The sequence below is a fragment of the Roseibium sp. genome (genome assembly GCF_965229775.1).
GTDB lineage: Bacteria > Pseudomonadota > Alphaproteobacteria > Rhizobiales > Stappiaceae > Roseibium.
The window spans coordinates 5,459,206-5,482,635 of record NZ_OZ245929.1; the positions used below are offsets into that span (position 1 = coordinate 5,459,206).

26 protein-coding genes are annotated in these 23,430 nt (G+C 59.7%); 11 read left to right on the plus strand and 15 right to left on the minus strand.

The window, feature by feature from the left end; all coding sequences use genetic code 11:
- Nucleotides 1-596 precede the first annotated feature (596 nt).
- Nucleotides 597-1,469 (plus strand): DUF2336 domain-containing protein, encoded by an 873-nt coding sequence (locus ACO07N_RS24870; protein ID WP_421983576.1) that lies wholly within the window; start codon nucleotides 597-599, stop codon nucleotides 1,467-1,469.
- A gap of 17 nt (nucleotides 1,470-1,486) precedes the next feature.
- Here the strand turns inward: ACO07N_RS24870 and ACO07N_RS24875 are convergent, their stop codons facing one another.
- The 3 genes from ACO07N_RS24875 to ACO07N_RS24885 all read right to left on the minus strand — a co-directional run bounded on the left by ACO07N_RS24875 (nucleotide 1,487) and on the right by ACO07N_RS24885 (nucleotide 4,385).
- Nucleotides 1,487-1,867: a DUF1491 family protein gene (locus ACO07N_RS24875; RefSeq protein ID WP_421983577.1), complete on the minus strand. Its 381-nt coding sequence runs from the start codon at nucleotides 1,865-1,867 to the stop codon at nucleotides 1,487-1,489.
- A gap of 83 nt (nucleotides 1,868-1,950) precedes the next feature.
- Nucleotides 1,951-2,649 (minus strand): peptidoglycan-binding domain-containing protein, encoded by a 699-nt coding sequence (locus tag ACO07N_RS24880; protein WP_421983578.1) that lies wholly within the window; start codon nucleotides 2,647-2,649, stop codon nucleotides 1,951-1,953.
- A gap of 59 nt (nucleotides 2,650-2,708) precedes the next feature.
- Nucleotides 2,709-4,385 carry a hypothetical protein gene (locus ACO07N_RS24885; protein WP_421983579.1) on the minus strand — a complete coding sequence of 559 codons (1,677 nt, stop codon included), beginning with the start codon at nucleotides 4,383-4,385 and terminating at the stop codon, nucleotides 2,709-2,711.
- A 387-nt stretch (nucleotides 4,386-4,772) separates the two neighbouring features.
- Between ACO07N_RS24885 and ACO07N_RS24890 the strand changes: the two genes are divergently transcribed.
- Complete coding sequence (locus ACO07N_RS24890) at nucleotides 4,773-5,225, plus strand: DUF5330 domain-containing protein (RefSeq protein WP_421983580.1); 453 nt, start codon at nucleotides 4,773-4,775, stop codon at nucleotides 5,223-5,225.
- 268 nt (nucleotides 5,226-5,493) lie between these two features.
- The gene (locus ACO07N_RS24895; RefSeq protein ID WP_421983581.1) at nucleotides 5,494-5,925 is read left to right on the plus strand and encodes a SufE family protein; all 432 of its coding nucleotides are present in this window, start codon (nucleotides 5,494-5,496) and stop codon (nucleotides 5,923-5,925) included.
- Between the two features lie 67 nt (nucleotides 5,926-5,992).
- Here ACO07N_RS24895 and ACO07N_RS24900 read toward each other — a convergent pair whose 3' ends face one another.
- The 8 genes from ACO07N_RS24900 to ACO07N_RS24935 all read right to left on the minus strand — a co-directional run bounded on the left by ACO07N_RS24900 (nucleotide 5,993) and on the right by ACO07N_RS24935 (nucleotide 12,701).
- On the minus strand, nucleotides 5,993-6,409 hold the full coding sequence (locus tag ACO07N_RS24900; protein WP_306145296.1) for a MucR family transcriptional regulator: 417 nt from the start codon (nucleotides 6,407-6,409) through the stop codon (nucleotides 5,993-5,995).
- A 319-nt stretch (nucleotides 6,410-6,728) separates the two neighbouring features.
- Entirely contained in the window at nucleotides 6,729-7,073 is a 345-nt protein-coding gene (mnhG, locus tag ACO07N_RS24905) for a monovalent cation/H(+) antiporter subunit G (protein WP_421983582.1), read from the minus strand.
- Nucleotides 7,070-7,426 (minus strand): cation:proton antiporter, encoded by a 357-nt coding sequence (locus tag ACO07N_RS24910; RefSeq protein WP_319382641.1) that lies wholly within the window; start codon nucleotides 7,424-7,426, stop codon nucleotides 7,070-7,072. The genes mnhG and ACO07N_RS24910 overlap by 4 nt, the downstream gene beginning before the upstream one ends.
- Nucleotides 7,423-7,899, minus strand: coding sequence for a Na+/H+ antiporter subunit E (locus tag ACO07N_RS24915; RefSeq protein WP_306145293.1), 477 nt, complete (start codon nucleotides 7,897-7,899; stop codon nucleotides 7,423-7,425). Before ACO07N_RS24915 ends, ACO07N_RS24910 begins: the two co-directional genes overlap by 4 nt.
- On the minus strand, nucleotides 7,896-9,503 hold the full coding sequence (locus ACO07N_RS24920) for a Na+/H+ antiporter subunit D (protein WP_421983583.1): 1,608 nt from the start codon (nucleotides 9,501-9,503) through the stop codon (nucleotides 7,896-7,898). The genes ACO07N_RS24915 and ACO07N_RS24920 overlap by 4 nt, the downstream gene beginning before the upstream one ends.
- 5 nt (nucleotides 9,504-9,508) lie before the next feature.
- Entirely contained in the window at nucleotides 9,509-9,886 is a 378-nt protein-coding gene (locus ACO07N_RS24925; protein WP_319382643.1) for a Na+/H+ antiporter subunit C, read from the minus strand.
- The gene (locus ACO07N_RS24930; protein WP_306145290.1) at nucleotides 9,886-10,305 is read right to left on the minus strand and encodes a Na(+)/H(+) antiporter subunit B; all 420 of its coding nucleotides are present in this window, start codon (nucleotides 10,303-10,305) and stop codon (nucleotides 9,886-9,888) included. The genes ACO07N_RS24925 and ACO07N_RS24930 overlap by 1 nt, the downstream gene beginning before the upstream one ends.
- Nucleotides 10,305-12,701: a putative monovalent cation/H+ antiporter subunit A gene (locus ACO07N_RS24935; RefSeq protein WP_421983584.1), complete on the minus strand. Its 2,397-nt coding sequence runs from the start codon at nucleotides 12,699-12,701 to the stop codon at nucleotides 10,305-10,307. Before ACO07N_RS24935 ends, ACO07N_RS24930 begins: the two co-directional genes overlap by 1 nt.
- Before the next feature lie 505 nt (nucleotides 12,702-13,206).
- Between ACO07N_RS24935 and ACO07N_RS24940 the strand changes: the two genes are divergently transcribed.
- Nucleotides 13,207-14,106, plus strand: a complete 900-nt coding sequence (locus ACO07N_RS24940) for a GGDEF domain-containing protein (protein WP_421983585.1) — start codon at nucleotides 13,207-13,209, stop codon at nucleotides 14,104-14,106.
- 81 nt (nucleotides 14,107-14,187) lie between these two features.
- Nucleotides 14,188-14,646, plus strand: coding sequence for a peptide-methionine (R)-S-oxide reductase MsrB (msrB, locus tag ACO07N_RS24945; RefSeq protein ID WP_421983586.1), 459 nt, complete (start codon nucleotides 14,188-14,190; stop codon nucleotides 14,644-14,646).
- A 60-nt stretch (nucleotides 14,647-14,706) separates the two neighbouring features.
- Here the strand turns inward: msrB and ACO07N_RS24950 are convergent, their stop codons facing one another.
- Nucleotides 14,707-15,093 (minus strand): MAPEG family protein, encoded by a 387-nt coding sequence (locus ACO07N_RS24950; protein ID WP_421983587.1) that lies wholly within the window; start codon nucleotides 15,091-15,093, stop codon nucleotides 14,707-14,709.
- 109 nt (nucleotides 15,094-15,202) lie between these two features.
- Between ACO07N_RS24950 and ACO07N_RS24955 the strand changes: the two genes are divergently transcribed.
- Together ACO07N_RS24955 and ACO07N_RS24960 are read left to right on the plus strand one after the other, a co-directional pair.
- On the plus strand, nucleotides 15,203-16,009 hold the full coding sequence (locus ACO07N_RS24955; RefSeq protein ID WP_421984486.1) for a helix-turn-helix domain-containing protein: 807 nt from the start codon (nucleotides 15,203-15,205) through the stop codon (nucleotides 16,007-16,009).
- A 9-nt stretch (nucleotides 16,010-16,018) separates the two neighbouring features.
- Complete coding sequence (locus ACO07N_RS24960) at nucleotides 16,019-16,897, plus strand: hypothetical protein (protein WP_421983588.1); 879 nt, start codon at nucleotides 16,019-16,021, stop codon at nucleotides 16,895-16,897.
- Here ACO07N_RS24960 and ACO07N_RS24965 read toward each other — a convergent pair.
- The gene (locus ACO07N_RS24965; protein ID WP_421984487.1) at nucleotides 16,867-17,253 is read right to left on the minus strand and encodes a winged helix-turn-helix transcriptional regulator; all 387 of its coding nucleotides are present in this window, start codon (nucleotides 17,251-17,253) and stop codon (nucleotides 16,867-16,869) included. The genes ACO07N_RS24960 and ACO07N_RS24965 overlap by 31 nt on opposite strands.
- A gap of 197 nt (nucleotides 17,254-17,450) precedes the next feature.
- Between ACO07N_RS24965 and ACO07N_RS24970 the strand changes: the two genes are divergently transcribed.
- The 4 genes from ACO07N_RS24970 (at nucleotide 17,451) to ACO07N_RS24985 (ending at nucleotide 21,265) form a co-directional block, all read left to right on the plus strand.
- Nucleotides 17,451-18,317, plus strand: a complete 867-nt coding sequence (locus ACO07N_RS24970) for an SDR family oxidoreductase (RefSeq protein ID WP_421983589.1) — start codon at nucleotides 17,451-17,453, stop codon at nucleotides 18,315-18,317.
- 138 nt (nucleotides 18,318-18,455) lie between these two features.
- Nucleotides 18,456-19,685: an MFS transporter gene (locus ACO07N_RS24975; RefSeq protein ID WP_421983590.1), complete on the plus strand. Its 1,230-nt coding sequence runs from the start codon at nucleotides 18,456-18,458 to the stop codon at nucleotides 19,683-19,685.
- A 90-nt stretch (nucleotides 19,686-19,775) separates the two neighbouring features.
- Nucleotides 19,776-20,027, plus strand: a complete 252-nt coding sequence (locus ACO07N_RS24980) for a hypothetical protein (RefSeq protein ID WP_421983591.1) — start codon at nucleotides 19,776-19,778, stop codon at nucleotides 20,025-20,027.
- Between the two features lie 248 nt (nucleotides 20,028-20,275).
- Nucleotides 20,276-21,265 carry an ABC transporter substrate binding protein gene (locus tag ACO07N_RS24985; protein WP_421983592.1) on the plus strand — a complete coding sequence of 330 codons (990 nt, stop codon included), beginning with the start codon at nucleotides 20,276-20,278 and terminating at the stop codon, nucleotides 21,263-21,265.
- A 69-nt stretch (nucleotides 21,266-21,334) separates the two neighbouring features.
- On the opposite strand, the gene ACO07N_RS24990 is transcribed toward ACO07N_RS24985, so the two are convergent.
- Nucleotides 21,335-22,984, minus strand: coding sequence for a Na/Pi cotransporter family protein (locus tag ACO07N_RS24990; RefSeq protein WP_421983593.1), 1,650 nt, complete (start codon nucleotides 22,982-22,984; stop codon nucleotides 21,335-21,337).
- A gap of 11 nt (nucleotides 22,985-22,995) precedes the next feature.
- Nucleotides 22,996-23,331 carry an STAS domain-containing protein gene (locus ACO07N_RS24995; protein WP_421983594.1) on the minus strand — a complete coding sequence of 112 codons (336 nt, stop codon included), beginning with the start codon at nucleotides 23,329-23,331 and terminating at the stop codon, nucleotides 22,996-22,998.
- Nucleotides 23,332-23,430: the final 99 nt, after the last annotated feature.

Consider the following 23,430-nt stretch of genomic DNA (forward strand, 5'->3'; position numbering starts at 1 on the left):
TAGCGCACACCTGGAAAGAGGATAACCTCTCCAAATGCCTCCCGGCTCGCGGTTTGCCCCTCTTTGGAACGATGGCCCACACGCGCAGTGGGCCGGTGTGCGGATGAAAAATCCAGCAAAGTGCCCATCGTCTCCTCCTTCAGTTCCGGTTTTCTCGGCGGTGTATTACCGATCGAAAACGGTCAAACGGGCGACGCATTACTTGGTGCGGGAATCATTAGGAAGCCGTCAGGGTTAACAGCATGCTAACGCTTTTGGTGCAATTTGAAGGAAACAGCTTCAGACGGTCGAACGGTCTTTCGTATTTGTAGTCGGGTGTTATGCGACAGAGCCAACGCAAAAAACTTCAACAATCTCAATCGAAGTCTCCCCGTGACAACGGTTCTGCGCGCCCGGGAAACCGGAATATTCTGCTTCCGGCAACCGAGATTTTTGTCGGCCGGCAGAAACATGACATTGAAGAAAAACGGATTTTTCTCGAACTCGCACGCAATCTCCTGCCAGGTGCACACGTTGAAGACAGCCGCCAGATCTCCTCGCTACTGGCCGGTCATCCCGAAATACCCGATGATTTGCAGGAGATGCTGGCACGGCACGTGGACCCAGTCACGGCTGCACCGGCGATGCGTCACAGTCCGCGCCTTCCTGTGGATCTTCTGGTCTCGGCTGCGGAAAGCGGCCCCGAAATCCTGCGAACGGCTGTGGCGTCACGTCCCTCGCTTCGCGAATCGGTGATTTCGGCCCTGTGCGATCACGCAGAAGCCGGCTCGATCCGCGTTCTGCTTGAGCGCGAAGACATAACCCTGAGTACGACCCACAAGGCCAAGCTGTGCCGGAGAAGCGAGATCATCGCCGCGCTCGGGCTTGAACTGGCCGGACAGGACGCGCTCAGTCCCGATGGCCTGATGGGCCAGTTCCTTCATCTGCCAGCTCCCTTGAAAAAGCAGGCGATCGCCGCCGCAGAAATGACCAGCCTCGTCAAACAGGCACAAACACCGGGTGGAACCATGCCGCAACGTCCAGAAGTGAACCGTCTCCGCATTCAGGAGGCACTCGTCAACGAAGCGCTTCTTCAGAACAAGCGCCGCTTCGCAACTCTTCTCAGCCAGGGCCTGGGATTGTCGAAGTCCAGTTGCGATCTGCTGCTGCAGCAGGATCAGGCAGAGGGACTGACGATTGCTTTGAAAGCCCTGGGCCTCCCCGAGTTTCAGACAACGACGATCCTGATACGGATGCTGGGGGAAGACACACCCCTTCACGACATGCGGGGTTTGCTGCGCATGCACCGGACCTTGAGCCACGGGGCCGCGGAAGCGCTTGTCGGTCAGTGGCTGCTGCACGATCAGGGCGACCAGAAACCGTCTCTGCGCCACTCCTCGCAGTATCAGGAGGCGGCTGGCAGAAAACCGGCCCACAAGAAGACGTTCGCAAAACGCGGCGTCGATGTCAGAAAGAAATCCGCGTCCTAGTCGCAGCGTCCGGCAGCCTAGAACTTGAAAAAACCGGCGCCTGGAGGAGGCTGATTGTCTTCTTCGGCAGCCAGGGGCAGGTCAACGGCCCCGTCACGCGCCTCGATCTCGACGAGCCAGTAGTCCGGATCCATCCGAGCCTCGCGCTGCAAACGCTCGGAAACCGCCTCGGCGGCAACGCCTGACAGTATCCGCTCGAAAAGACGCCCCTGCGGTTGCTCGCTGAAGAAGGCCTGGGGCGCGGGGCCGTAGAGGTCGAATGTGCCATCGAGCCTGTCGACACTGACAAAGACCGCGCCCGCCTCCTCTGCTCCCCGCCTGGAAACGGCCGCGAAGCCGCCTTCCGCGAACAGCCTGCGGACCAGCGCACTCACGAAGAACTCGGACGTAACCCTCATGGCAGGAAACCGGTCTCCACATTGATGTTGCCGGCCAGTGCCGGATGCGGCCCCGGTTTACGCCAGATCGATGATCTCTTCAATTATCCGGACAGGCTGAGGCCGCTGACCATCTCGAGCCGCTCGATGGTCTCTGAACCGGGTTCGCCGGTCAAAGGCAGACCCCGGTCCAGTTCGAAGCGCTTGATCGCAGCCGTGGTGTTGGCTCCCATGACACCGTCAGCCTTGAGCGGGCCATAGCCCAGATCCGAAAGCGCTTTTTGGATTTTCTGGAGATGCGGATCGGTCTCCACTTCGGCGATTCCGGACGGCTCGACGTTGCGCGCAGGGGCCGTGTCTGCCCCCGGTTTCGGGCGTGGCACCGGGACAAACGAACTTTGAGGCGCGTCGCCGTGCAACAGGATAAGGGCCAGGAGAGCTTCATTTGCCTTGCCCGTTTCGGCTTGCCCTGCCCGGCGTTCAAACGCACGAATGGCCCGCTCGGTCGCCGGGCCGCTCAGCCCGTCCAGAGGCCCTTCGTAAAGACCGATCCTGCGAAGCGAGATCTGCAGGTCGAGCACCAGCGTGGAGATCTCCTGAACCTGCAGATCGTTTCTGCGGCCATTCGGTTCGGGCAGGACGAGTTCTTCCGCGCGCTCTCTCGTGCTGAAGAGCGGAGCCGGGTGTCGGCCAGGCTGCAGGCCAATCGCGTTGGCGATGATCAGGCAGGACGTCAGCCCCATCACAACTGCACCACCCGCCGCGACCGGATTGTCGAGCGCAATGTGACCGGCCTTTGCCATCAGGGTTTCCTGAGGCTTTGGCGGATTATTCTGTTTTCTTGCTCTTGCCATCGTGCCGCCTACGCCGATTCAGCCCAGGGCGCTGACTGTTCGGCTGCGTTTCCGGTTTGCCCAGGCCTGCCTTTCTCGGCTCTGACCGGGATGACCACGACGACGCGATCACCGGCTCCGAGCGACGACCGCAGACTCAGGTTCGCGCCGGCCTCCTCCAGCAATCTCGCCGCATTTTCGAACACCGTCATGGAGTTCTCTGCAGTCCAGTTGAGGCTGGATTGACGATTGCAGGCCGTGATCACCAATTCAATGCAAGTCGGTCCGGTGACCGCCTCCGCGTGGACGAGCGCACCGGCCCCGGCTGTTTCCACGACTTCGGAAAGGATGAGATGCAATGACTGCCGGAACTTCTTTTTTTCCACGAAGACGGCCGGAAGATCTGCGGCCTCCGCCAGGTCCAGCGAGACTTTCAAGCGATCTGCAAGCGGGCCGATCAGATTGCTGCTGTGGGTCAGACAGTCGGCCACATCCACCTTGCAGTACGCGTCCGGCAAACGCCCCTCCGCGGCAGGCACCAGATCCAGTAGTGCATTCAGGGAGCGTGCGCTCCGATCACCTGCGGACCTTATGCGCCGGACAGTCTGATGCAGGCTGCCCTGCGACAGCGACTTGCCTTCGTTTTCGACAAGCGAGGCGAGATCGACGATTTCGGTAACCTGATCGCGTGCAGAAGACCCGGCCTCCTCGATCAGGGTCCAGCAGGCGCTGCCGGCGGGCGGAAGCGCCCCCTGCTTCGGCGCGTGTTCAGCGCTCTGGTTTTCGACTTCCTGCAACGCCAGGACAACGGATCCACCGGCCATGGTAGCCTCATCCGCGCGGGCGGACCGCAGACGCAGTCTGAACATGGCAAACTCCGCATGGCCGCGGTCTCCGGGTTTGCCGGAACCGAGACGCAGGCGCACGTCCAGTTGGGCTTCCACTCCGCTTTCCCTGACATCCGCCAGGCTTGTCAGATAGTGCGGGCGATCTGCGACGTTCATGCGCCGGAAAATCCAATCCTCGTCCGAGACCGACGGCTCAAGACCGAACATCCGGCGGACCGGTCCTCCCAGAACCGAAAGCTTCCCGGCCTTGTCGAGCTCGAGCAGGACCTCGCAGACAGAATTTGAGACCCGTTCCAATCTGGTGTCGGATTTCAGCAGCTCTGAGCTGGCACGGTGCCTGTCGAGCGAAATCCGCGATGCCAGCATTCCGGTGTAGAGGAAGGCGGCAAGGGAAGCGAACACGCCCGCTTCCGGCGGCAAGGTAACATTCTGCGAAACGCTCGCCGACAACAGGGTAACGGCCGCAAACAGTGCGCAGCAGTAGAGCGACACACCTAGGGTGACCTTCCGGTTTGTGGCGAAGGCCGCCTCCACCGGCGGGATCAGAAGCCAGAGAAGGGCAAAAGAGCTTTCGCCACCCGTCATCAGGCACACCGCGGCCACAAAGCTGGCAAACAGACCGGATGAGAGAGCGATCGTGGTGTTCATGGCGCCTGTACGGGACAGGTAGTGCGCGATCGGCCACTGGCACAGCATCCAGGCGAGCACAAGAAGCGTTGCAACGTGTGGAGGTCCCGCCAGCGCCAGGTGCAACGGCAGGATGAACAGCGCGACCGTGCCGCTCAGCAGGCAGCTCATGAGCAGGGAACGGTGGATCGGCGCCAAAAAACTGTCGGCTGCAGCCGCAGGATGAATCATCGCATCGACACGCGCGGACCACAGATCCCAAATTTTGATTATGTTTTTCAGAGGGTTACGCACTCAATACTACCACACGAATCCCACGAAAACTTCCGCTTTCGCCTTCCTGGTGGCCATTGTCGGCTGCAGCACTTAATGAACGATAAAGGATAACTGCGAACGCTCGAAAAAATGCAAAAAAGCGACACTGATCAAGGACATGGCGCCCGATCGGTAAAATTTGAATCAATTTCTCAGAAAACTTGCCTTAAATGCATGTTTTATTTTACGAAAATTGCCCCGGCTCATTCAACCTGACATTCTTCTGTCCCTGCTACCGTTCGACCATAACAAAAGCGCCGGCAACGCATCGGTGTCTGAACTCGAACTGACATGGGTAGCAAAATGTTGTTTCTTCTGAGGACGGCCTTCTGGCTCACCTTGGTGCTGGCGCTGATTCCGCTCGGATCGGACCAGACCGGCACACCCGACAAGACCGTCGAGGTCGACCCGGTTTCCGCGTTTCTTGCAGCGCAGGCGACGGTCTCGGACATCGGCGGTTTCTGCAATCGAAATCCACAGGCCTGCGAAACCGGCGGCAATGCGTTGACCGCAATCGGAAGCCGTGCGCGCGACGGCGCGCTGATCGTCTACCAGTATTTCGACAAGGATGAGCAGGGCCAGGCAATCGAGGACAGTCTCGTGACGGGCTCCACCTCTCCTGCCGCCGCCACGGTGGCCGGTGCGGCCGGCAACGGGCACTCCGCGATCATTCCTTCCAGAAATCCAGGCTCCCGGATCGGGCCTGTCACCGGGCCAATTCCGCGGCCCAAACCCGTCTCAGGTCGCGATACCTGAGTGCATTGCCGTTGTCCGGAAGTGTCGTCCGGTGCAACGGCCCTTTGCGCCCCGCTTGAGCGCTGCTGCGAAACGCAGCAACGACGGCTAAACTTCAGCGGCTCGTACCGCTGCGCCGCAGATGGATAGCTGCCCATTCCGTCTGCGGCGTATTTTTCTTTTCCCGCCCGTGTGTCTTCCTCCCCGCACAAGGTCACCTCGTCCGCTATTTGCACTTTCTGTCACGCAAGCTATATGAAGGCGCAACAGACCTGCAAAGACGAGTGCCATGGCCACCGACATCGCTGAAATCCTTGAAACGTTCGATTTTCTGGACGACTGGGAAGACCGTTACAAATATCTGATTGATCTCGGCAAGGAGCTGCCGCCGCTGAGCGAGGCGGAACGGACCGATGCCAACAAGGTGCGCGGCTGCGTGTCGCAGGTCTGGCTGATCACGAATGTCAGCGACGGTGCGGGCGGAGAACCTGTGCTGACCTTCAGGGGGGACAGCGACGCCCTGATCGTCCAGGGCCTGGTCGCCATCGTCACGTCCCTGTTCGGCAACAAGACAGCACAGGAAATCCTCGACACGGACGTCGAGGGCATTTTTGCGCAGCTGGGATTGCAGGAGCACCTCACGCCGCAACGCTCAAACGGCCTGAGATCCATGGTCGGGCGCATCCGGTCGGACGCCCAGAACGCGCTCGCTGCCGCATAGCAAAAAAAAGAGCTGCCCGGAGGCAGCTCTCAAAGCATCTGGCTTGGCCAGGCGCGGATCGCAAACGTTACTTGGACCGTTTGCGCTGCTGGCCGAGGCCCATTTTTTTCGCCAGTTCCGAACGTGCCGCCGCGTAGTTCGGCGCAACCATCGGATAGTCGGCACCCAGGTCCCACTTGTCGCGGTATTCTTCCGGGGTCATGTTGTAGTGCGTGCGCAGGTGGCGCTTCAGCGACTTGAACTTCTTGCCGTCTTCGAGGCAGATGATGTAGTCCGGCATGACGGACTTCTTGACTGGAACAGCCGGCTTCAGCGGCTCCGGCTCCGGTTCACTGGAAGCGGACGCTGTTTTCTGCAGTGCGCTGTGAACTTCGTTGATCAGGCTCGGCAAATCGGTCGAAGCAACCGTATTGTTGCTCACGTAAGCGGAGACGATGTCAGCCGTAAGATCAATCAGATTAGCATCCACCGGATTATCAGTCATTTTTCACCCGTTCTCTTCCAAACTCGAATTTTCCATCGGTATAGACCTGCAAGTAATTTGTTCCGAAAACGCTTAAAAAATGACGTTACTTGCGGAATATCTAATCTAAAGCGATTCTACTTAGCAGGTGTTGGTCACAGCCTTATATAGCCGCGTTCGATCTGGCACAACCCCGAAAATCAAATAAAAAACAAATCACGGCAATAAAAGTTGAATTCTATAAATACCGTCTATTGCCAAAACACCAAAGTCGATAAGTGAGCAATAGTATTCCCTTACGACATTCCTTTGTGTTCGCAGGACAGTTGTCCGCGCAAAATTAATCCTTTGGACGAACAGTTTCCGCCAAGGCATCGATTTTGGTGTCGGCACAGGGGCGATATCCTGCCGCGTAAGCAGCTTTTGCCAGCAAATGAGCCGAAATTGGGGCTGTCAGCAGGAAAAACACAACTCCCGCGATAGCGCGCGTGACAACGGAAAGGTCGCCCGCTTCGACGGCAAGCGCCAGCAGCATGAGCCCTGACCCGAGCGTGCCCGCCTTGGACGCCGCATGCGTGCGCATGTAGACATCTTTGAGCCGTACCAGACCGAGCGAGGCCACAAAGGCGAAACAGGCACCGGTTATGAGCATCAGACCACAAACAATCTCGACGACGGCGCTCACTGCCCTGCCTCCCTGCGTTTGATGCTTTCCTCCACCTCGTCCATGATCGTCTCGTCGCCGGCCAGGCCCCTGTTGAGAATGAACCGGGCAAACGCGACGGTCGCGAGAAACCCGACAAGCCCCAGCGTGATGGCAATATCGATGTAGAGGTAGATGCCCGTCGACACGCCGATGGCTGCAATGAAGCCGATCCCCACAGCAACAAGCATGTCCAGCGCCACCACCCGGTCCGGCAATCCCGGCCCTTTTACCGTGCGGTAAACGATGACGATGAACGAGATCGTCAGGATCCCGAGCGAAATCTTGACCGCAACGTCCAGAAACTGTGATGCAAAGAGCTCAAACGGGGTCATCGGAACGCCTCCATGATCTTGCGTTCAAAGCCGTTCTTGATGTCGTCAATCGTCGCCTGTGGGTCCGGAACGTCGATGCAGTGGATGAAAAGTGTCTTGCGATCCTCTGAAACATCGACGGACAGCGTGCCCGGCGTCAGCGTGATGAGGTTGGCGAGCATCGTGATTTCAAAGTCCGTGTCGACGGTGAGCGGCAACGCGATTATTCCCGGCTGCAGTTCGATTTTCGGCCGCAACACGATCATCGCCACCCGCCATGCCGACAGGACCAGTTCGTAGACGAATGTCGCCGCGAGACCGACCGCCTTTCCGATCCTGCGGAAGTAGGCGGACGTGCCGACCTGCTCGCGGATCAGATAAAGCGCGCCGGAGCCCAGGACAAACCCGAAGGCCAGGTTTATCTCCGAAAAACTGCCTGTGACGGCCCCCCAGGCAAGGGCCATGAGGATATTCGTGAGAAAAAGGCTCGTCATCCCTGCTCTCCAAGAACTGACCGGATGTAGCCGAACGGATCGACAACGCTGCTCGCACCCTGCGTCGCCAGCTCGATCATCCACTCGGGCTGCAAACCAAAATAGACCACAAGTGCCGTAAGAACACCCAGTGGCAACCAGACAGCACCGCTGCCGAGCTGCTGTTCATCCGGTGACCCGGCGATCGCCACGCTCTGCCCGTCGGCGGTGCCTTCCGGCCCGCCCCGCCAGAAGGCGTATATCCAGACACGTCCCATGGCGAGCGTCGTCAGGAAGCCGCTCACAAGGATTGCGGCGCCCAGCCAGAACCTGTCGCTCTGGAAAGCGGCATCGACGAGCATTACCTTCGGCCAGAACCCGGAAAACGGCGGCAGACCGGAGACGGCGAAGGCCAGGACCAGGAACACGCCGGCGAAGGCGACGCTCTTGTGGTAGAGACCTCCGAGCTGGCGGAGATTGAACGAACCGCCCATCATGCCCATGATCCCGGCAGCCATGTAGAGCGCCGTCATGACGATGATCGAGTGGACCGCATAGAAGATCGCGCCTGAAATCGCGAGCGTCGCCTGCGTATCGCTCGAGGCAATGGCGAGACCCGCCAGCATGGAGCCGATGCCGGCGATGACGAGGTAGCCCAAAAGACGCCGGATCTCGCTTTGCGCCAGCGCGCCGAGCGCTCCTGTTATTAGGGTCGCAATCGCGACAATGCCAATGACGTCCGCCATGTAATCGAGCGAGGCGGGCAAGATCAGCACGAAGATCCGGATCAGGGCGTAGACCCCGACCTTGGTGAGCAGCCCCGCAAACACCGCCGACACGACGATATTGGGCGTGTGGTACGAGGCAGGCAGCCAGAAATTGACCGGAAAGGCGGCCGCTTTCATGGCAAAGGCCAGGAAATAGAGGGCTGCGACCGTCGCAAGCGTGCCCGATGCCGGGTTTTCGAGACTGTCGACCTTGACCGCGATATCCGCCATGTTGAGCGTGCCGAATATGCCGTAGAGAAGGCCTGTGGCGATCAGGAACAGGTTCGTGCCGACAAGATTGAGCACGCCGTATTTCACGGCGCCATCAAGCTGAATGCGATCGTTTCCGAGGATGAGCAACCCGTAGGACGAGATCAGCAGAACCTCGAACCAGACATAGAGGTTGAAGACGTCGGCGGTGAGAAACGACCCGCAGACACCGGTCATGAGCAGAAGCAGGAACGGATAGAAACCATAGCGGCGGCCGGAACTGCTGACCGTCTTCATCCCGAATATGCCGGCACAGAAGGCCACGACCGAGCCGATGAAGGTCAAGGTCGCCCCGAGCGGATCGGCCGTGACCGCAATACCGAAGGGCGGCAGCCAGTTGCCCATGACCATGGTGATCACCCCATGGTCAAGCACCCGGATCAAGAGCCCCAGGCTTGCAAGAACCAAAAGACCCAATAACGCGACCCCGAGTTTCGGCTGCAAGTCCGTGTTTTTGCGAAGCATCAGGCACAGCGCACCGCCGACCATGGTGATCAACGATGGCGCGACGATCAGCCAGTCACCCGCAGCAATCGGCGTGACGATCATTGCGTCGGCGTAGTCGACGGGAACAGAAGAACCGGCCATAAAGCTTAGTACCCTTGTGGCGGAGTTGGGTCGTTGTCAGGTTCGGCGACGCGCATCTTGTTCACTTCGTCGGTTCCCAGTTCTTGATAGGCCCGGAAGGCCAGAACGAGCAGGAACGCGAAAAACGAGAAGGAGATCACGATTGCCGTCAGGACCAGCGCCTGGGGCAGCGGGTTCGCGGTCGCGGTCTCCGGGGTATAGAGGTGTGACGGAATGAGCGGCGGGATCTCTCGCGTCAGACGTCCGTTGGTGAAGATCAGCATATTGACCGAGTTCCCAAGGATCGCGATCCCGAGCAGGATCCTGACCAGATGCTTCGACAGCATCAGGTAGACGGCAACGGTGAAAAACAGTCCGATCAGAATGGCAACACCAGTCTCCATCAGTCGGCCTCCCTTTCTTCCAGCGCAAGGGCGATCGAACCGATCGCGCCGACGACAACCAGGTAGACTCCGATGTCGAAGACAAGCGGTGTCGAGAGGGCGATTTCGACGTCGAAAAGGTCGAAGATCAGCCACTGGCTGGTCATGAAAGCCTGGTTCTTGAAGAAGGATAGGACACCCGCAAGCGCACCGATGAACAGTCCGAAGCCCGAAATGCTCATCGGGTGAAACACGATGGCGCGCCGAACCGATGCCACGCCACAGGCGATCCCGAAGATCGCGAGGGCGGACGCCGCAATCAGGCCGCCGATGAAGCCGCCTCCGGGTTCATTGTGCCCGCGCAACAGCACGAAGATCGAAAACAGGACCATCAGGGCGGCCAGGTATGGCGCGATTGTCCGGAAGATGACCGTCCGCATCAGCGCACCTCCGCAGTTTGATTTTCGGCCTGAGCCGCGGATGTCTTGTCCGCCGTGTCGTCGGGTGTCCGCGTCTTGATGCGGATCAGCGCCAGCACGCACAGGCCCGCCAGAACGACGACCGCGATTTCACCGAGCGTATCAAAGCCGCGGAAATCGACGAGGATCACGTTCACGATGTTCCGTCCGTGCGCGATGGAACGGCTGAATTCGGTAAAGAACTCCGACAGCCGGCTGTCGAACGGCTGCTGCGTGATCGCAAGCAGCGTGAGCATGAGACCGAGACCTACGGCCACGGCCACAACGCCGGTGACGACGCTTGACGCCAGAGACCGGTGATCGCGCGGTGACAGGTTGAGACGTGTCATCACCAGCGCGAGAATGACCACCGACAGCGTTTCCACCATGAACTGGGTGAAGGACAGGTCGGGCGCGCCGAACATCATGAAGATGAGCGCCACGGCAAATCCCTGGACGCCCAGTGAAACGATCGCTGTCAGGCGCGTTTTCGCTATCAGGACAGCGATCAGTCCGAGCACGGCGATCAGCAGGATGCCCCACTCGTAGAACCGGTATTCCGGAAGCTTGGGCAGCGCCGGAAAGCTGCCCGTCAGATAACCCGGCAGCAACACGGCGAGCGCGGTGAATACGAAGGTCAGCAGCATGTAGGTTTGCATCTTTCCGGTCTGCAGCAGCCCGGTGACGGCGGTTGCCATCGAGACGATGCCGCTCACCGCCTGGTCAAACCCCTTGTCCGGACCCCAGCCGATCGCCTCCAGCGCGGACGCGATCATGCTGCGCATCCTGTCAAGCTGGGTGAACAGCAGGATTCCGAGCCCAACCGTGATGAAGGACAGGATGACGGGCGCGTTGAATTTCGTCGGGATCAGGTGCAGGTCGATCTGCGTGAACTCGCCAAGAAGCGACGACAGGGTCGGTCCGATGAACAGGACGCCGGTCATGTGCGCAAACAGCGCCAGGATGACACCGGTCACGGAGAGAACGACAGGTCCGGCGATGAGCAGGACAGGCCCTTCATGCGCATGTTTCGGCGTCTCCACCGCCGCGCCCAGGAACGGTTTGATCGCAACCGCAGCGGCGATGACCAGCATCAGCGCGTTACCGACAACGGCGACGAGCGTGACAATGATACCGAGTTGCCCGAGCGCCGATATGTCGGACGTGCCGTAATAGAGAATTTCCTTGGCGATAAACCCGATGAAGGGCGGCAGACCGGCCATGGAAAGCGAAGCGAGACAAGCCGCTGCGAACGTGATCGGCATCAACGTCCGCAAACCGCCCAGCTTGGTCACGTCTCGTGTCCCGGCCTCGTGATCGATGGTCCCAGCGACCATGAACAGCGCCCCTTTGAAGAGCGAATGCGCGAGCAGATAGAGAACGGCGCCTTCCAGCGCTTTTTCGTAGCTCGTGCCCGTCAGCATCACCAGGAGCCCGAGCGAGGCGACCGTGGTATAGGCCAGCATCAGCTTCAGGTCCGTCTGGCGCACGGCGAGGATCGTGCCCACGAGCAGCGTGATGCCGCCGAACAGCGGCAGAACCGTGGTCCAGAGCACCGTGTCGCCCAGAAGCGGATGCATGCGCATCAGCAGATAGACGCCCGCCTTCACCATCGTTGCGGAGTGCAGATAGGCGGAAACCGGTGTGGGCGCCTCCATGGCGTTCGGAAGCCAGAAATGGAACGGGAACTGCGCGGACTTGGTGAAGGCACCGCCCAGCACCAGCAGGAAAATCGGCAGGTAAAGCCCGGAATTCTTGATGATGTCTTGCGATGCCAGCAGTTCCGACATCTCGATCTCGCCCGTCGCCGAAATAATCAGGATGAAGCCTGCCAACAGTGCCAGCCCGCCGCCGCCCGTGACCACCAGGGCCTGGATCGCCGCCCGTCTCGACGCCGCCCGCAAATGGTCGAAGCCGATCAGAAGGAACGACGTGATCGACGTGAGTTCCCAGAAGATGAAGAGCGAAATCAGGTTATTGCCGAGAACCAGACCGAGCATCGCGCCCATGAACAGGAACAGGAACGAAAAGAACCTTCCCTGTTGCGGATGTCCCTTGAGGTAGCCCCCGGCATACAGAATGATGAAGGTGCCGATACCGGAGATCAGCAGACCGAAAAGCGTCGAAAGGCCATCGACATAGACCGAGAAATTGACGCCGTAGCTTGGCGCCCAGGCCTTCGCCGCGACGAATGTCTCCCCTTGCGAGACCGGACCGATGAACCCGACGAAATGCAGGAAGATGAGCGCCGGCACAAGCGCAAGCGGCCATGCGGCATTGTGCTTGAGCCAGCGGGTCAGGAAAGGCGCAACAACCGCAGCGGCAAAAGGTGCGAGTACGGCGTACAAAGTAGTATCGTCGATCACTGCAGGCGTCATGCTGATCTTTCGTCACGTTTTCAATAAAACGGCCTGTGTTGATCGGTTCGAATCAACACCCTGTCGCTAAATCATAGCGGGCCGGAAGACTTATGACATGTCTTAGGTTCACGATTGTGCGTCTTCAAGCATTTACGACACGATTTTTCTGCCCTCTTGTCGATTTGTTCGCACGCGGCACGCCCTCGGTTGTGATTTTCGCCCATTTCCGGGAGCGTACAAGGGTTTCATCCACGTCAAGCAGAGAAGAAGACTTTATCCTGGGTTGCATTCCCGCTTTCTCCGGTCTCCGGCGGCCCCACCGCAGATTTACCGTAAGGGAGGAAGTCGGCGTCGCCACTTGATTTCAAAGACCAAATAACGTTCCCTTTTAGGCGAGCAAGGCCAAGGGCGGCTGATTGTCGACCAGTTGCTGAGCGAGGCAGTTATGGCGTTGGAACCAAAAAACAAGAATTCTCTCGGGACTGAACAGCTTCACGCGCAAACCCTGGACTTTGAAAAGATCTTGAAACTTGGCAGCGACGCCGTTCTCGTGGTGTCCCTGGACGGGTCTGTCCTGTTTGCCTCCCCTGCCACGGAAGAACTGTTCGGCTGGCCCGTGGATCTGCTGTCAGGCCACCTTGGCGACCTTGTGCATGTCGAGACGGCCACCAGGGATGCCAGCGCCCTTCACCGGATATTGTCGGGCAACGGTGACCCCTTCGGACAATTGCCCGAAGCGGAAATGCAACTGCGTTCTGCGACCGGGTCCGCGGTTTGGGCGGACGTCGCGACACACATCCTGGAAGACGCCGGCGGCGCGGCGGCCGCGTTTGTGATCTTTTTCAAGGATATCGCGAGACTTCGGGAGCTGGAGGGCTTGCTTGAGGCCGCCTCCCAGAGCGATCCGCTGACGGGGCTCTACAATCGAAATGCATTTGAAGACACGCTCAGGCGCGAGTGGGCGCTTGCACTTCGGGAAAAGACGCACACCAGCCTGATAAGGGTGACGCTGGACCGTTTCGACGCCTTCGTTGAAAACGCCGGAACCCAGGCCGCGGACGACTGCCTCGTCAAGGTGGCGCGAACGCTCAGGGAAACCGCACGCAGGCCCGCGGACATTGCCGCCCGCACTGCGACAAGCGAATTTTCGCTTCTGCTCCCCCGAACCCATGGGATGGGAGCGGAAACGATCAGCGCCTATATTCAGGTCGCGATCGAGGACCTGGCAATCCCGAACCCGGTCAATGCCGCCGCCGGCGGCGTGATGACCGCGTCCGTGGGGGCAGTCTGCACCGTCGCTGAACAGAACGGCATTTCCGAAAGCCATGAGTTCATTTTGTCGGCGGCTGAAAATTGTGTATTCGAGGCAAGGCAGGAAGGCGGCAACAGGGTCAAGACTCTCGTGAAAACGCTAACCCGTTGATTTCGGGAAGCTCATGTTTCTTGAGCTTTTGGCACAGCCTCCTATCTAATCGCGAAACGAAGGAAAATCGGGAAGTTCATTATGAGCGACGACATCACCAGAACGGAAGAAAAAGCGCCCAAGGTGAGGAAAACGACCGCTGAATGGATGAACCAGCTGACGGCAGAGCAATTCTATGTCACGCGCCAGTCGGGCACCGAGCGTCCGTTTAGCGGTCCCTACTGGGACAACAAGCTGGTCGGGCGGTACGACTGCATCTGCTGCGATGCGCCTCTCTTCATGTCGGATACGAAGTTCGACGCCGGCTGCGGCTGGCCGAGTTTCTTCGAATCCGTTCACCCCGAGGCGATCCGGGAACTTGAAGACAAGTCGCATGGAATGGTGCGCACCGAAATACGGTGCAATCAGTGCGATGCCCATCTGGGACATGTCTTCCCGGACGGTCCCCATCCGACCGGCCTCAGATACTGCCTGAATGGTCACGCGATGAACTTCGTTCATGGTGGCGGAAGACCGGCAAAGGCCGAAAACGGCGACTGAAGCGGCGTCTGACCGGGACCGGGAAGCCGGTCAGAAATTAGCCGCTTGCGCGGGGCCGGATCACATGCCGAACAACGCCGCCACAGTGATGGTGTTGCCGACCAGTGCGATCGTGTAGGCGATCGAGCGCGGGCCCGGAATGCCGGTCACATAGGCCGGGAGGTAGACAAGGCGGCCCCAGAAGAACAATTGCGCGCCAAGGACGGCCATTGCCATGTCGGTGGTCGGCACAACGTAGGCAAGCACCGCAGGAACGAGAAAAAACGGCAGGTTTTCTTTCATGTTCACCAGCGCCTTGTCGGCACGCAGCCCCAGCCTGCCCTTGTCCGGCAGTTCATCGCGCCCGCCGGCAAGCTTCAACAGGCTGACCGAAGGCAGGTAGAAAAGCGCGGTTGCATAAATCTGGATGAAATAGAGGGCCAGAACGGCAAGTATCCAGGTGATCATAAGGTTGCTCCAGCGTTCGTGTGTTGATTGAACGTCGCCCGGAGCCTAGTTTTTCCGGCAGCATCAGCAATTCCCCCGCAGGGAATAGACACTGTCCATGGACCCGAACATGAATGCGCACGGCTCTGCCTTCGGCACTTCCCTGAAATCTCTTCGCAGCGAGCGAGGAATGAGCCAGTCGGATCTGGCCGGCCGCATCGGCTCGACCCAGCGCCACATTTCCTTTCTTGAAACCGGCCGGGCACAGCCAAGCCGTTATATGATCCAGCGAATTGAACGGGAACTCGGTCTCCCGGTGACGCGGGCGCATGTGCTTTACGACACGGCCGGCTTTGCAAGCCCTTACAAGTGCAGGGCCGAGGAATCCGTGGACGTTCAGGACGCGCTCGATCTCATTGAGACCCGCCTCCTGGCAAACTGGCCCTTCCCCGCCTTCGTTCTCGACAAGCGCTGGACCATTCTTCGGCACAACCTGCCTGGCAAACTGTTTCTGGCCGGCGTGATCGGTGACCAGAACGAACCGCCGAACATGTTCCGCATTTTCCTGTCTCCGGACTTTCGCGAACGCGTTCTGAACTGGCCCGAAGCTGCCCCCATTTTCGCCGCGCGTCTTTACAGGGAAGCCGCCGACGATCCCGAGCTTGCCGATTTGCTCCAGCAGGCCCATTCAAGCGGTTTGCTTGACGGGCTGGACGAGACCTTCCGGGAGGACGTGCCGGTTTTCGTGCCGGTCGAGGTGCTCGGTCCGGACGGAAGCAAGCTGCGCCTGACCTCCATGCTCGGACAGCTCGCCTCGGTCCAGGATGCTGTGGTCGAAGGCATGACGATCGAACTCATGGTTCCGATGGACAGTGCAACTGAAAACTGCCTTCTGTCCGCGGCCAAACCGCCGCGGAACCTGGATGCCGCCGAATAGGAGCGTTTCTTGAAAACCAGGTCCCAACTCTTCTGCATCATCGTCTGCCTGTTGATGCTGGTTCAGCCTGGCAGCGCGTCAGACGTGCCCGATGATGTCTGGAACGGTGCGGAAAGGCGTCCCGCCGGAGGTCTGCCGGACGGCAGTTATGCCCTCTACCGGGCCGGGACAAAGGATGCAGCTGCCGCCTGGTACGGCTCTCCGACGCGCCGCTACAGACACGCGATCCTGGGCGACGATATCGAGGCCGGCTCACTGCACGTTGCCACGCGCGACGGACGTATGTTCGACTTTCACCTGCCGGAGAGCGAAGTCTTCGAAGACCGGACGCCGAGGATCACTGATCTGGACGGCGACGGGCGCTTCGAGGTGATCACCATCCGCTCGTTCGCGAATGCCGGTGGCAGTGTCGCCATCTATGGGCTGCGCGACGGCAAGCTTGTCGAACTGGCGGCAACGGACCCGATCGGCAGAACCAACCGGTGGCTCAACATTGCCGGGATCGCGGATTATGCAGGGCGCGGCAAGCCGCAGATTGCCTATGTCGAGACGCCACATATCGGGGGAACGCTTTATTTCGTTGAATGGCGCGGTGCTGCCCTTGTCCCGATTGCATCCCTACCCGGTTTTTCCAATCACAGGATCGGCGCGCGCGAGCAGGACCTCTCTGCAGATATCGATTTCAACGCGGACGGACGTCCCGACATCGCGGTTCCCTCGAATGACCGCCGGACCCTGAGGGTTGTCGGCATCGAGGACGAGCGCGCCAGGGAACTCCACCAGGTTCGGTTTCCCGCGGAGATCAAGTCAACGATGCGATCCTCAGGTCGCTGCGTGGAAATGGCATTGCGCAACGGTCAGGCCGGCCGTGTGTGCCCGTCGCCCTGACCGGCCGCCTTGTCGGCCCTGGATGACAGGATCCGCCCGATATTGACCTCGATCCAGTCCGCAATCTGCCGCACCTGCAAAGCGACTTCCCGGCCGATCGGCGTCAGACTGTAATCCACGTGCGGCGGAACGACCGGGTGCGAAAACCGGTTGACGAACCCGTCGGCTTCCAGCGTCTGCAACGTCTGCGCCAGCATCTTCTCGCTGACACCGCCCACGGTGCGGCGAAGCTCGGAAAACCTCTGGTCACGCTCCAGCAACGCAATCAGGACCAGAACACCCCAGCGGCTGGTCAGGTGTTTGAGGATCTCCCGGGAGGGGCAGTCCTGGTTGAACAGCTCTCCGCGCCGCATCATCTCGGACAGAGCAACACCTGACGCGCATCCGGACGGTGTTTCGGAGGTCTCTACCCCGGTATCTGATCGACTGTTTTCGGCCATTTTTCAAAGTTTCTCAAAACTAACCTTTTGGTGCGTACTAACGAAAAGTAAGTGCAAAATCTACATCGGCTGCATCCGACAAATGTCGTCAATCCAGATCGAGGAATTTTGAGATGATTGCAGTCACAGGTGCCAATGGTCAGCTCGGCAGAAGCGTTCTGCGGTTTTTGAAGGATCTTGCGAATGAGCCGATCCGCGCCCTGGTGCGCACGCCCGAGAAGGCGCAGGATCTTGCCACCGCACAGGTGAGCGTAGTCCGCTTCGACTACGATGATCCGGCAAGCTTGCCGGAAGCCCTGGACGGCGTCGACCGGCTTCTGCTCATTTCCGGCTCTGAAGTCGGCCGGCGCGTGCCGCAACATGCGGCCGTCATCGAGGCCGCGAAATCCGCTGGTGTGAAATTCATCACCTACACGAGCCTTCTGAACGTGCCCGGGACGCAGCTCATCCTGGGCGCAGAGCATGTCGAAACGGAAAGGCTGCTTGAAGAAAGCGGCATTGCCCATGTCTGCCTGCGCAACGGCTGGTATCTTGAGAACTTTGCGGGGACAATCGCCGCCGCACTGGAGCACGGAGCTGTTGTCGGATCGAGTGCAGACGGAAAGACATCGATCGCCGGACGCGATGATTATGCGGAAGCCGCAGCACGCACCATCGCAGGTGACGATCTTTCGACCCGTGCCGTGGAACTCGCAGGCGACGAGGCCATCACGCTTCAGGATCTGGCAAACGAAATCTCCAGGCAGACCGGCCGCCCGATCCCGTTTCAGAACCTGCCGGAAGAAGACTATGCCGGCATCCTGAGAGGGGCAGGTCTGCCCGACGGGTTCGCAAAGGCCTTAGCCGACGCAAGCGCCAGAACGGCAGAAGGCGAACTCTACAACAGCTCGGCCGCGCTTCGGGAGATAATCGCTCGCCCGACCCGGACCCTGCCGGACTACGTCACCGAAATTCTCAGTGCATCGAAACCGGGCTCCTGATCACGCGCATGCGGCTGCCGGAGGCACCCAGTCTCCGGCATCCATTCAAGATGCTTCTCAATCACTTCAAGGATATTTGTTGGCCCGCATTCGGCGAACCTGCTAGGCAGGATTGAAGACACTTCTTGAAAGTCCGATATGTCCAGTCCGGATACAGCCGATCCCTATGTGCAGGATGGCCCATACGCGTGGTTCCGCCTTGCAATATCGATCCTGCTCAGCACCATCGGCGGTGCCGGGATGTGGGTCGTTGTCATCGTGCTGCCGGATGTACAGGCGGATTTCGGCGTTGACCGGGCCGGCGCCTCCCTGCCCTATACAGCCACGATGGCCGGGTTTGCCATTGGCAACTACATTCTCGGGCGCTTTGTCGATCGTTACGGGATCGTCCCGCCGGTGATCGCCTCGGCGATTTTTCTGGCGGCCGGGTTCTCGCTCGCGGCCATCAGCCGGAACGTCCTGCTGTTCACACTTGCGCAGGGTGTTTTGATCGGCCTGGGCACGGCGGCAACCTTCGGACCGCTTGTCGCCGATATCTCGCACTGGTTTTTGAAACGCCGCGGGCTCGCGGTCGCCTGCGCCGCCTCAGGCAACTATCTTGCCGGCGTTCTCTGGCCGTCCTTCATACAATGGAACCTGGAAACCTCGGACTGGCGCGAAACGTATCTGGTCATCGGCATCATCTGTCTGGTCACGATGGTGCCGCTCGCCCTGATCCTGCGGCGGAAACCGCCGGAATCGGCCCTGGCGGCCGGACCGTCCGCACTCGCTTTCGGCAGCCAATCGACCGGCCTGTCCCCGACCGCACTGCAGGCGCTTCTGGTCATTGCCGGCCTGAGCTGCTGCGTGGCCATGTCCATGCCCCAGGTGCATATCGTCGCTTATTGCGTCGATCTCGGTTACGGCATCGCTCCCGGCGCCGACATGATCGCCCTGATGACGGGCATGGGCGTCGTCAGCCGTCTGATATCGGGTGTGCTGGCGGACAGGATCGGCGGCATCCGGACGCTCCTGATCGGTTCCGTCCTGCAATGCGCGGCGCTGTTTCTCTATATTCCGTTCAATGGCCTCGCATCGCTTTATCTGGTCTCCCTGATCTTCGGGCTGTCACAAGGCGGCATCGTTCCGAGCTACGCCGTGATCGTGCGCGAATATCTTCCTGCGCGCGAGGCAGGCCGTCGTGTCGGTCTGGTGATGATGTCGACAATTCTCGGCATGGCGCTCGGCGGATGGCTGTCCGGACTGATCTACGACCTGACAGGCTCCTATCAGGCCGCGTTCATGAACGGCATCGCCTGGAACTTCCTCAACATGGCGATCATGGTGTTCATCCTGTTCCGCGGCAGGCCGCGCGTCGCCGTTTCCTGAACAATTGCACCAAATCTGCAAGGCCCGTTGGGACGCTCTGCACGCGCATTCGCTTTGATCCCGGCATTCAACCGGATCCGGAGCCAGCATATGTATTTTCAAACCGCGCATGTGATCGTCGCACTGACCATCTTTTTTCTGCCGACAAGATGGTCTCTCGTGGTGTACGCGGTCGTGACGGCTTTCTGCTTTTTTGCGCTGGTGACAATACAGGACGTCAATTGGGGAACGGGCCTCGCCCGCGGAGCCGCGGTTCAGATGACGCTCGCGTCGTCTGCGGGCATGCTTGCCCGCCTGTGCGTCCGGGCCGCCGTCTTCGTTTACCGCAACACTCCCCGATAGTTTGCCGACGCGTCAGCGCCGCGGTTCGCGGGAGGGCGCAGACGCGGCAACGCCGGCCATACTCTGTCGCGAGATCCCCGGGACCGATCATCCTGGCAATACGCATGTGAAGTCTTCGGCCGGCGGACGCACCATGCGCAGAATTAAGTCGCAATCGTTTCTGAATTTATGCTGTCAAAGAAAAGATCAATGGGCATTGATGCCGGCGCTCCGGCGCTTATCATGAACGGGAACAACCCATCGCAAAGATGAATGACAACAACATCGCCGACAGAGCCGCCTTCGTGATAACCCGCCTCGTCCTGCTCGTGCTCCTGATCCTTGCCCCCTCTTCCCTGATGGCATCGGATCAAACCAGATCCATCCTGATGCTCACATGGCGCGGCCTGACACCGGCAGAACACAGTTTCATCGCTCATCTCGAAAAGCTTGGTGTCGATGCGGATATCGAACATTTCGACGCTGGCCGCGATCAGACCAGGCTGGCAGGTTTCCTCAGAGACCGGCTGGACGATATCAAGTCGATGGATCTGATCTATACCTTCGGAACGACCGTGACAATGACCGTTCGGAATTTCGACGTCGACAACGTTCCGCGCGTCTTCAACATTGTCACCGACCCGGTCGGTGTCGGCCTCGCACCGGCGCTGGACCGGCCACCCAGGGGAATGACCGGAGCAAAGCACTCGTTGTCGCCGGAGGTCAATCTTCAACTCCTTTCCGGCGTTTATCCGGTCAGGAACATCGCCGTCCTCTTCGATCCGAGGGAGAGCAATGCGGTCGCAGAGGCAGACCGGCTTTCAGGCGCTGCGGAAAAACGCGGGATTTCCATCAAGCGGCTGCGCTTCGCCCCGGACGCCAAGGAAAAGGACATTCAGATCGCCGCGCTGAAGCCCGAGCTTGAAGACGTCGATGCCATATACGTGACCTCTTCGTCTTCCTTCGTCGCCCATTCCGAGGCCCTGGCGCAGATCATACCGGAGGACCTCGTCAGCATGGGGTCCTCGAGCGCCTATGTCGGAGACGGCATAACGCTCGTTTTCGGCAGCGAGTACGAGGAACGCGGCAGGACCGCCGCTGAAATGGCGGCAAAGATCCTGCTCGAGAAGGTCCCGCCGCACACCCTGCCGATCGACGAGATCAGCGCTGCGGATGCAACGCTCTACATCAACAGCGGCAACAAGGCGGCCTCAAAGCTCAAGCTGGAAAACTCGCAGAACGCGGTCGTTTACAAATAGGTTCGCAACCCGATCCCGGACATTTCCGGATGCACGCGCAGACACCTTCCGACGGCTGCGCATGGATGGCTAGGCCAGGATCCGCGCCGAATTAGCCTGCCTTTCGAAAACGGAGGGCAGAACTTCAACCTGGCTGTGCCCCAGTCTTCCATACGTCCGGCCGACCTCTCCGAAGAGCCAGATCAGGCGTTCGCAAAGGTTCATGGCATTCAGGAGTCGCCCCCTGTCCTCATCCTTGAGAAAATGTTCGTCCCCCAGATAGGCGACCTTGATCGCATTGATGCCGTTGCCCTTTGCCGATGTCAGCCGGCTCAGAACCTCAAGGGTATCGCGGTTTCGGTCCCGGGCGACCGATATCAGCACGCCGAGGATGGCATCGAGGCCTTCGACAGCAGAATCAGCAAACCACAGGTCCGGGCGTGTCTTGCGCAGACAGATGACTTCGGCGCCGAGACCGTCAAGCGCATCCCGCATCCCTTGCGTCAGATAGAGAATACGCACCAGCAGATCGACCCGGCCGTGTTCAGAAGGCGACAGGAACCGGTCCGATGCAATGTCCTTGAGCGCTTCCTCGATAATCCGCTGAAGGGCAGCGGCCGATTCCAGGTTGGCGTGAAGGTCTTTCAGACCGCGGTTCGACCGCATGGCTGAAAACGCCTCGGAACACTGCCGCAGGACCTGGACAATCTCAAGTTCGGCCAGCCTCTGAGCGACAGATGGAGGTTCCTGACAGGGTTGCAGCAGGTGTTTCGGCTTGGCGCCGCTTTCCGCCCGGGTCTCGGGGCTGATCTTCTGCAGAAGGTCAGCCGTCGGCCCCAGCAGCATCAGGAGAATGGGCACGGGCAATGCATTGAACAAGACATAGGCCAGCGCGACCTGTGTGCCCGCGTCGGTGCTCAACTGGGAGACAAGCGCAACAATCAGTGGCCACCCGGTCGCGGCTTCCACGTACATCACCGGCAAAAGGATCATGGCCGAAATCGCGTTGAAACCGAGTTTGTAGAGGGCGACTTGCCGTTGCACGCCGGACAGGTTGGCCGACAGCAGCAGCATCAGAACCGAACTGCCGATATTGGCACCGAACACGAACATGATCCCGTCCTGCAATTCGAACAGGCCGGACTGTAGGAAGACGATCATCACCGCTGCGACGGCAATCGATGACTGGGCGAATATGGTCAGGACCATGCCGACGAGAAACGCCATCAGCGGAGCTCCCGCCGTCACTTCGACAAAGTGCACGAACCAGGCCTGCGTTTCGATCTGTGTGGCGGCATCGCGCATGATCTGAAACCCCAGGAACAGCAGTCCGACACCGATGGCAGCTCCGGCGACGTGTTCCCTGTGCCGTGCACCGAACGCATAGAGAACTCCGGAGACACCGATCAGAAGCGACACGGCGACCCGGATGTCCAGTGTCAGGAACAGGACGATGAGCCCGGCGCCGAGATTGAGGCCGAGAATGACCGGCTGGACCTGCCTGAGTGTCATCATGCCCGCCCGAACCAGGCCGACCAGGAGAAACACGGCGGCCGTACCGCTTTGGGTCAGGACAATCATCAGCATCCCGACCGACAGCCCCGCGGGCGCCGTCGCGGTCAGCCTGGCAATGCGCCGTTTCAGTTTCTGGTCGGCAAGACGTTTCAGGTTGACGCACAGAAAATGCATCGCGAAGAAAAACAGACCCAGCCCCGCAAACATCGTCGCGGCTGTCTGCACGTGATTTGCAATCAGTGGACCTCTCCCCGCGCGCTCAATTCGTCGGGATGAACATCCAGAACCGAAGCGAAACCGGACACCTCGAACAACTCGCCAACACGTCCGGACACACCGAAGACGCCCATCTGACTGGCGTGCCCCTTCAGGGTCATGGCCGTTGCCAGGAGAACGCCCAGGCCGGCTCCGGCCAGATAGGTCACCTTTCCCATGTCAATGAGCAGCTTGGCGGGAGCCGTTTCGATCTGGTCCCGCAAGGAGCTTTCGAACTCGTCCACTGTCGCAAGATCAATCCGTCCCGCGGGACGTATGATGCAAAGGGTATTTTCCCTGTAAATCTCTATAATCACGGCAATATGTCTCCGGAAAATTCTAATAGTGAACCAGGAGAGTCGGTATTGTTTTTTATAAGAAACGCTGCGTGGACCTTTCAAAACAGGCTTCGACAG

Coding starts and splice junctions, on each gene's coding strand:
- ACO07N_RS24875 (WP_421983577.1), bottom strand. CDS start 1,867: ATGAGGGTTACGTCCGAGTTCTTCGTGAGTGCGCTGGTCCGCAGGCTG.
- ACO07N_RS24880 (WP_421983578.1), bottom strand. CDS start 2,649: ATGGCAAAGGCCGGTCACATTGCGCTCGACAATCCGGTCGCGGCGGGT.
- ACO07N_RS24885 (WP_421983579.1), bottom strand. CDS start 4,385: ATGATTCATCCTGCGGCTGCAGCCGACAGTTTTTTGGCGCCGATCCAC.
- ACO07N_RS24890 (WP_421983580.1), top strand. CDS start 4,773: ATGTTGTTTCTTCTGAGGACGGCCTTCTGGCTCACCTTGGTGCTGGCG.
- ACO07N_RS24895 (WP_421983581.1), top strand. CDS start 5,494: ATGGCCACCGACATCGCTGAAATCCTTGAAACGTTCGATTTTCTGGAC.
- ACO07N_RS24900 (WP_306145296.1), bottom strand. CDS start 6,409: ATGACTGATAATCCGGTGGATGCTAATCTGATTGATCTTACGGCTGAC.
- ACO07N_RS24910 (WP_319382641.1), bottom strand. CDS start 7,426: ATGACCCCGTTTGAGCTCTTTGCATCACAGTTTCTGGACGTTGCGGTC.
- ACO07N_RS24915 (WP_306145293.1), bottom strand. CDS start 7,899: ATGACGAGCCTTTTTCTCACGAATATCCTCATGGCCCTTGCCTGGGGG.
- ACO07N_RS24920 (WP_421983583.1), bottom strand. CDS start 9,503: ATGGCCGGTTCTTCTGTTCCCGTCGACTACGCCGACGCAATGATCGTC.
- ACO07N_RS24925 (WP_319382643.1), bottom strand. CDS start 9,886: ATGGAGACTGGTGTTGCCATTCTGATCGGACTGTTTTTCACCGTTGCC.
- ACO07N_RS24930 (WP_306145290.1), bottom strand. CDS start 10,305: ATGCGGACGGTCATCTTCCGGACAATCGCGCCATACCTGGCCGCCCTG.
- ACO07N_RS24935 (WP_421983584.1), bottom strand. CDS start 12,701: ATGACGCCTGCAGTGATCGACGATACTACTTTGTACGCCGTACTCGCA.
- msrB (WP_421983586.1), top strand. CDS start 14,188: ATGAGCGACGACATCACCAGAACGGAAGAAAAAGCGCCCAAGGTGAGG.
- ACO07N_RS24950 (WP_421983587.1), bottom strand. CDS start 15,093: ATGATCACCTGGATACTTGCCGTTCTGGCCCTCTATTTCATCCAGATT.
- ACO07N_RS24955 (WP_421984486.1), top strand. CDS start 15,203: ATGAATGCGCACGGCTCTGCCTTCGGCACTTCCCTGAAATCTCTTCGC.
- ACO07N_RS24965 (WP_421984487.1), bottom strand. CDS start 17,253: ATGATGCGGCGCGGAGAGCTGTTCAACCAGGACTGCCCCTCCCGGGAG.
- ACO07N_RS24970 (WP_421983589.1), top strand. CDS start 17,451: ATGATTGCAGTCACAGGTGCCAATGGTCAGCTCGGCAGAAGCGTTCTG.
- ACO07N_RS24975 (WP_421983590.1), top strand. CDS start 18,456: ATGTCCAGTCCGGATACAGCCGATCCCTATGTGCAGGATGGCCCATAC.
- ACO07N_RS24980 (WP_421983591.1), top strand. CDS start 19,776: ATGTATTTTCAAACCGCGCATGTGATCGTCGCACTGACCATCTTTTTT.
- ACO07N_RS24985 (WP_421983592.1), top strand. CDS start 20,276: ATGAATGACAACAACATCGCCGACAGAGCCGCCTTCGTGATAACCCGC.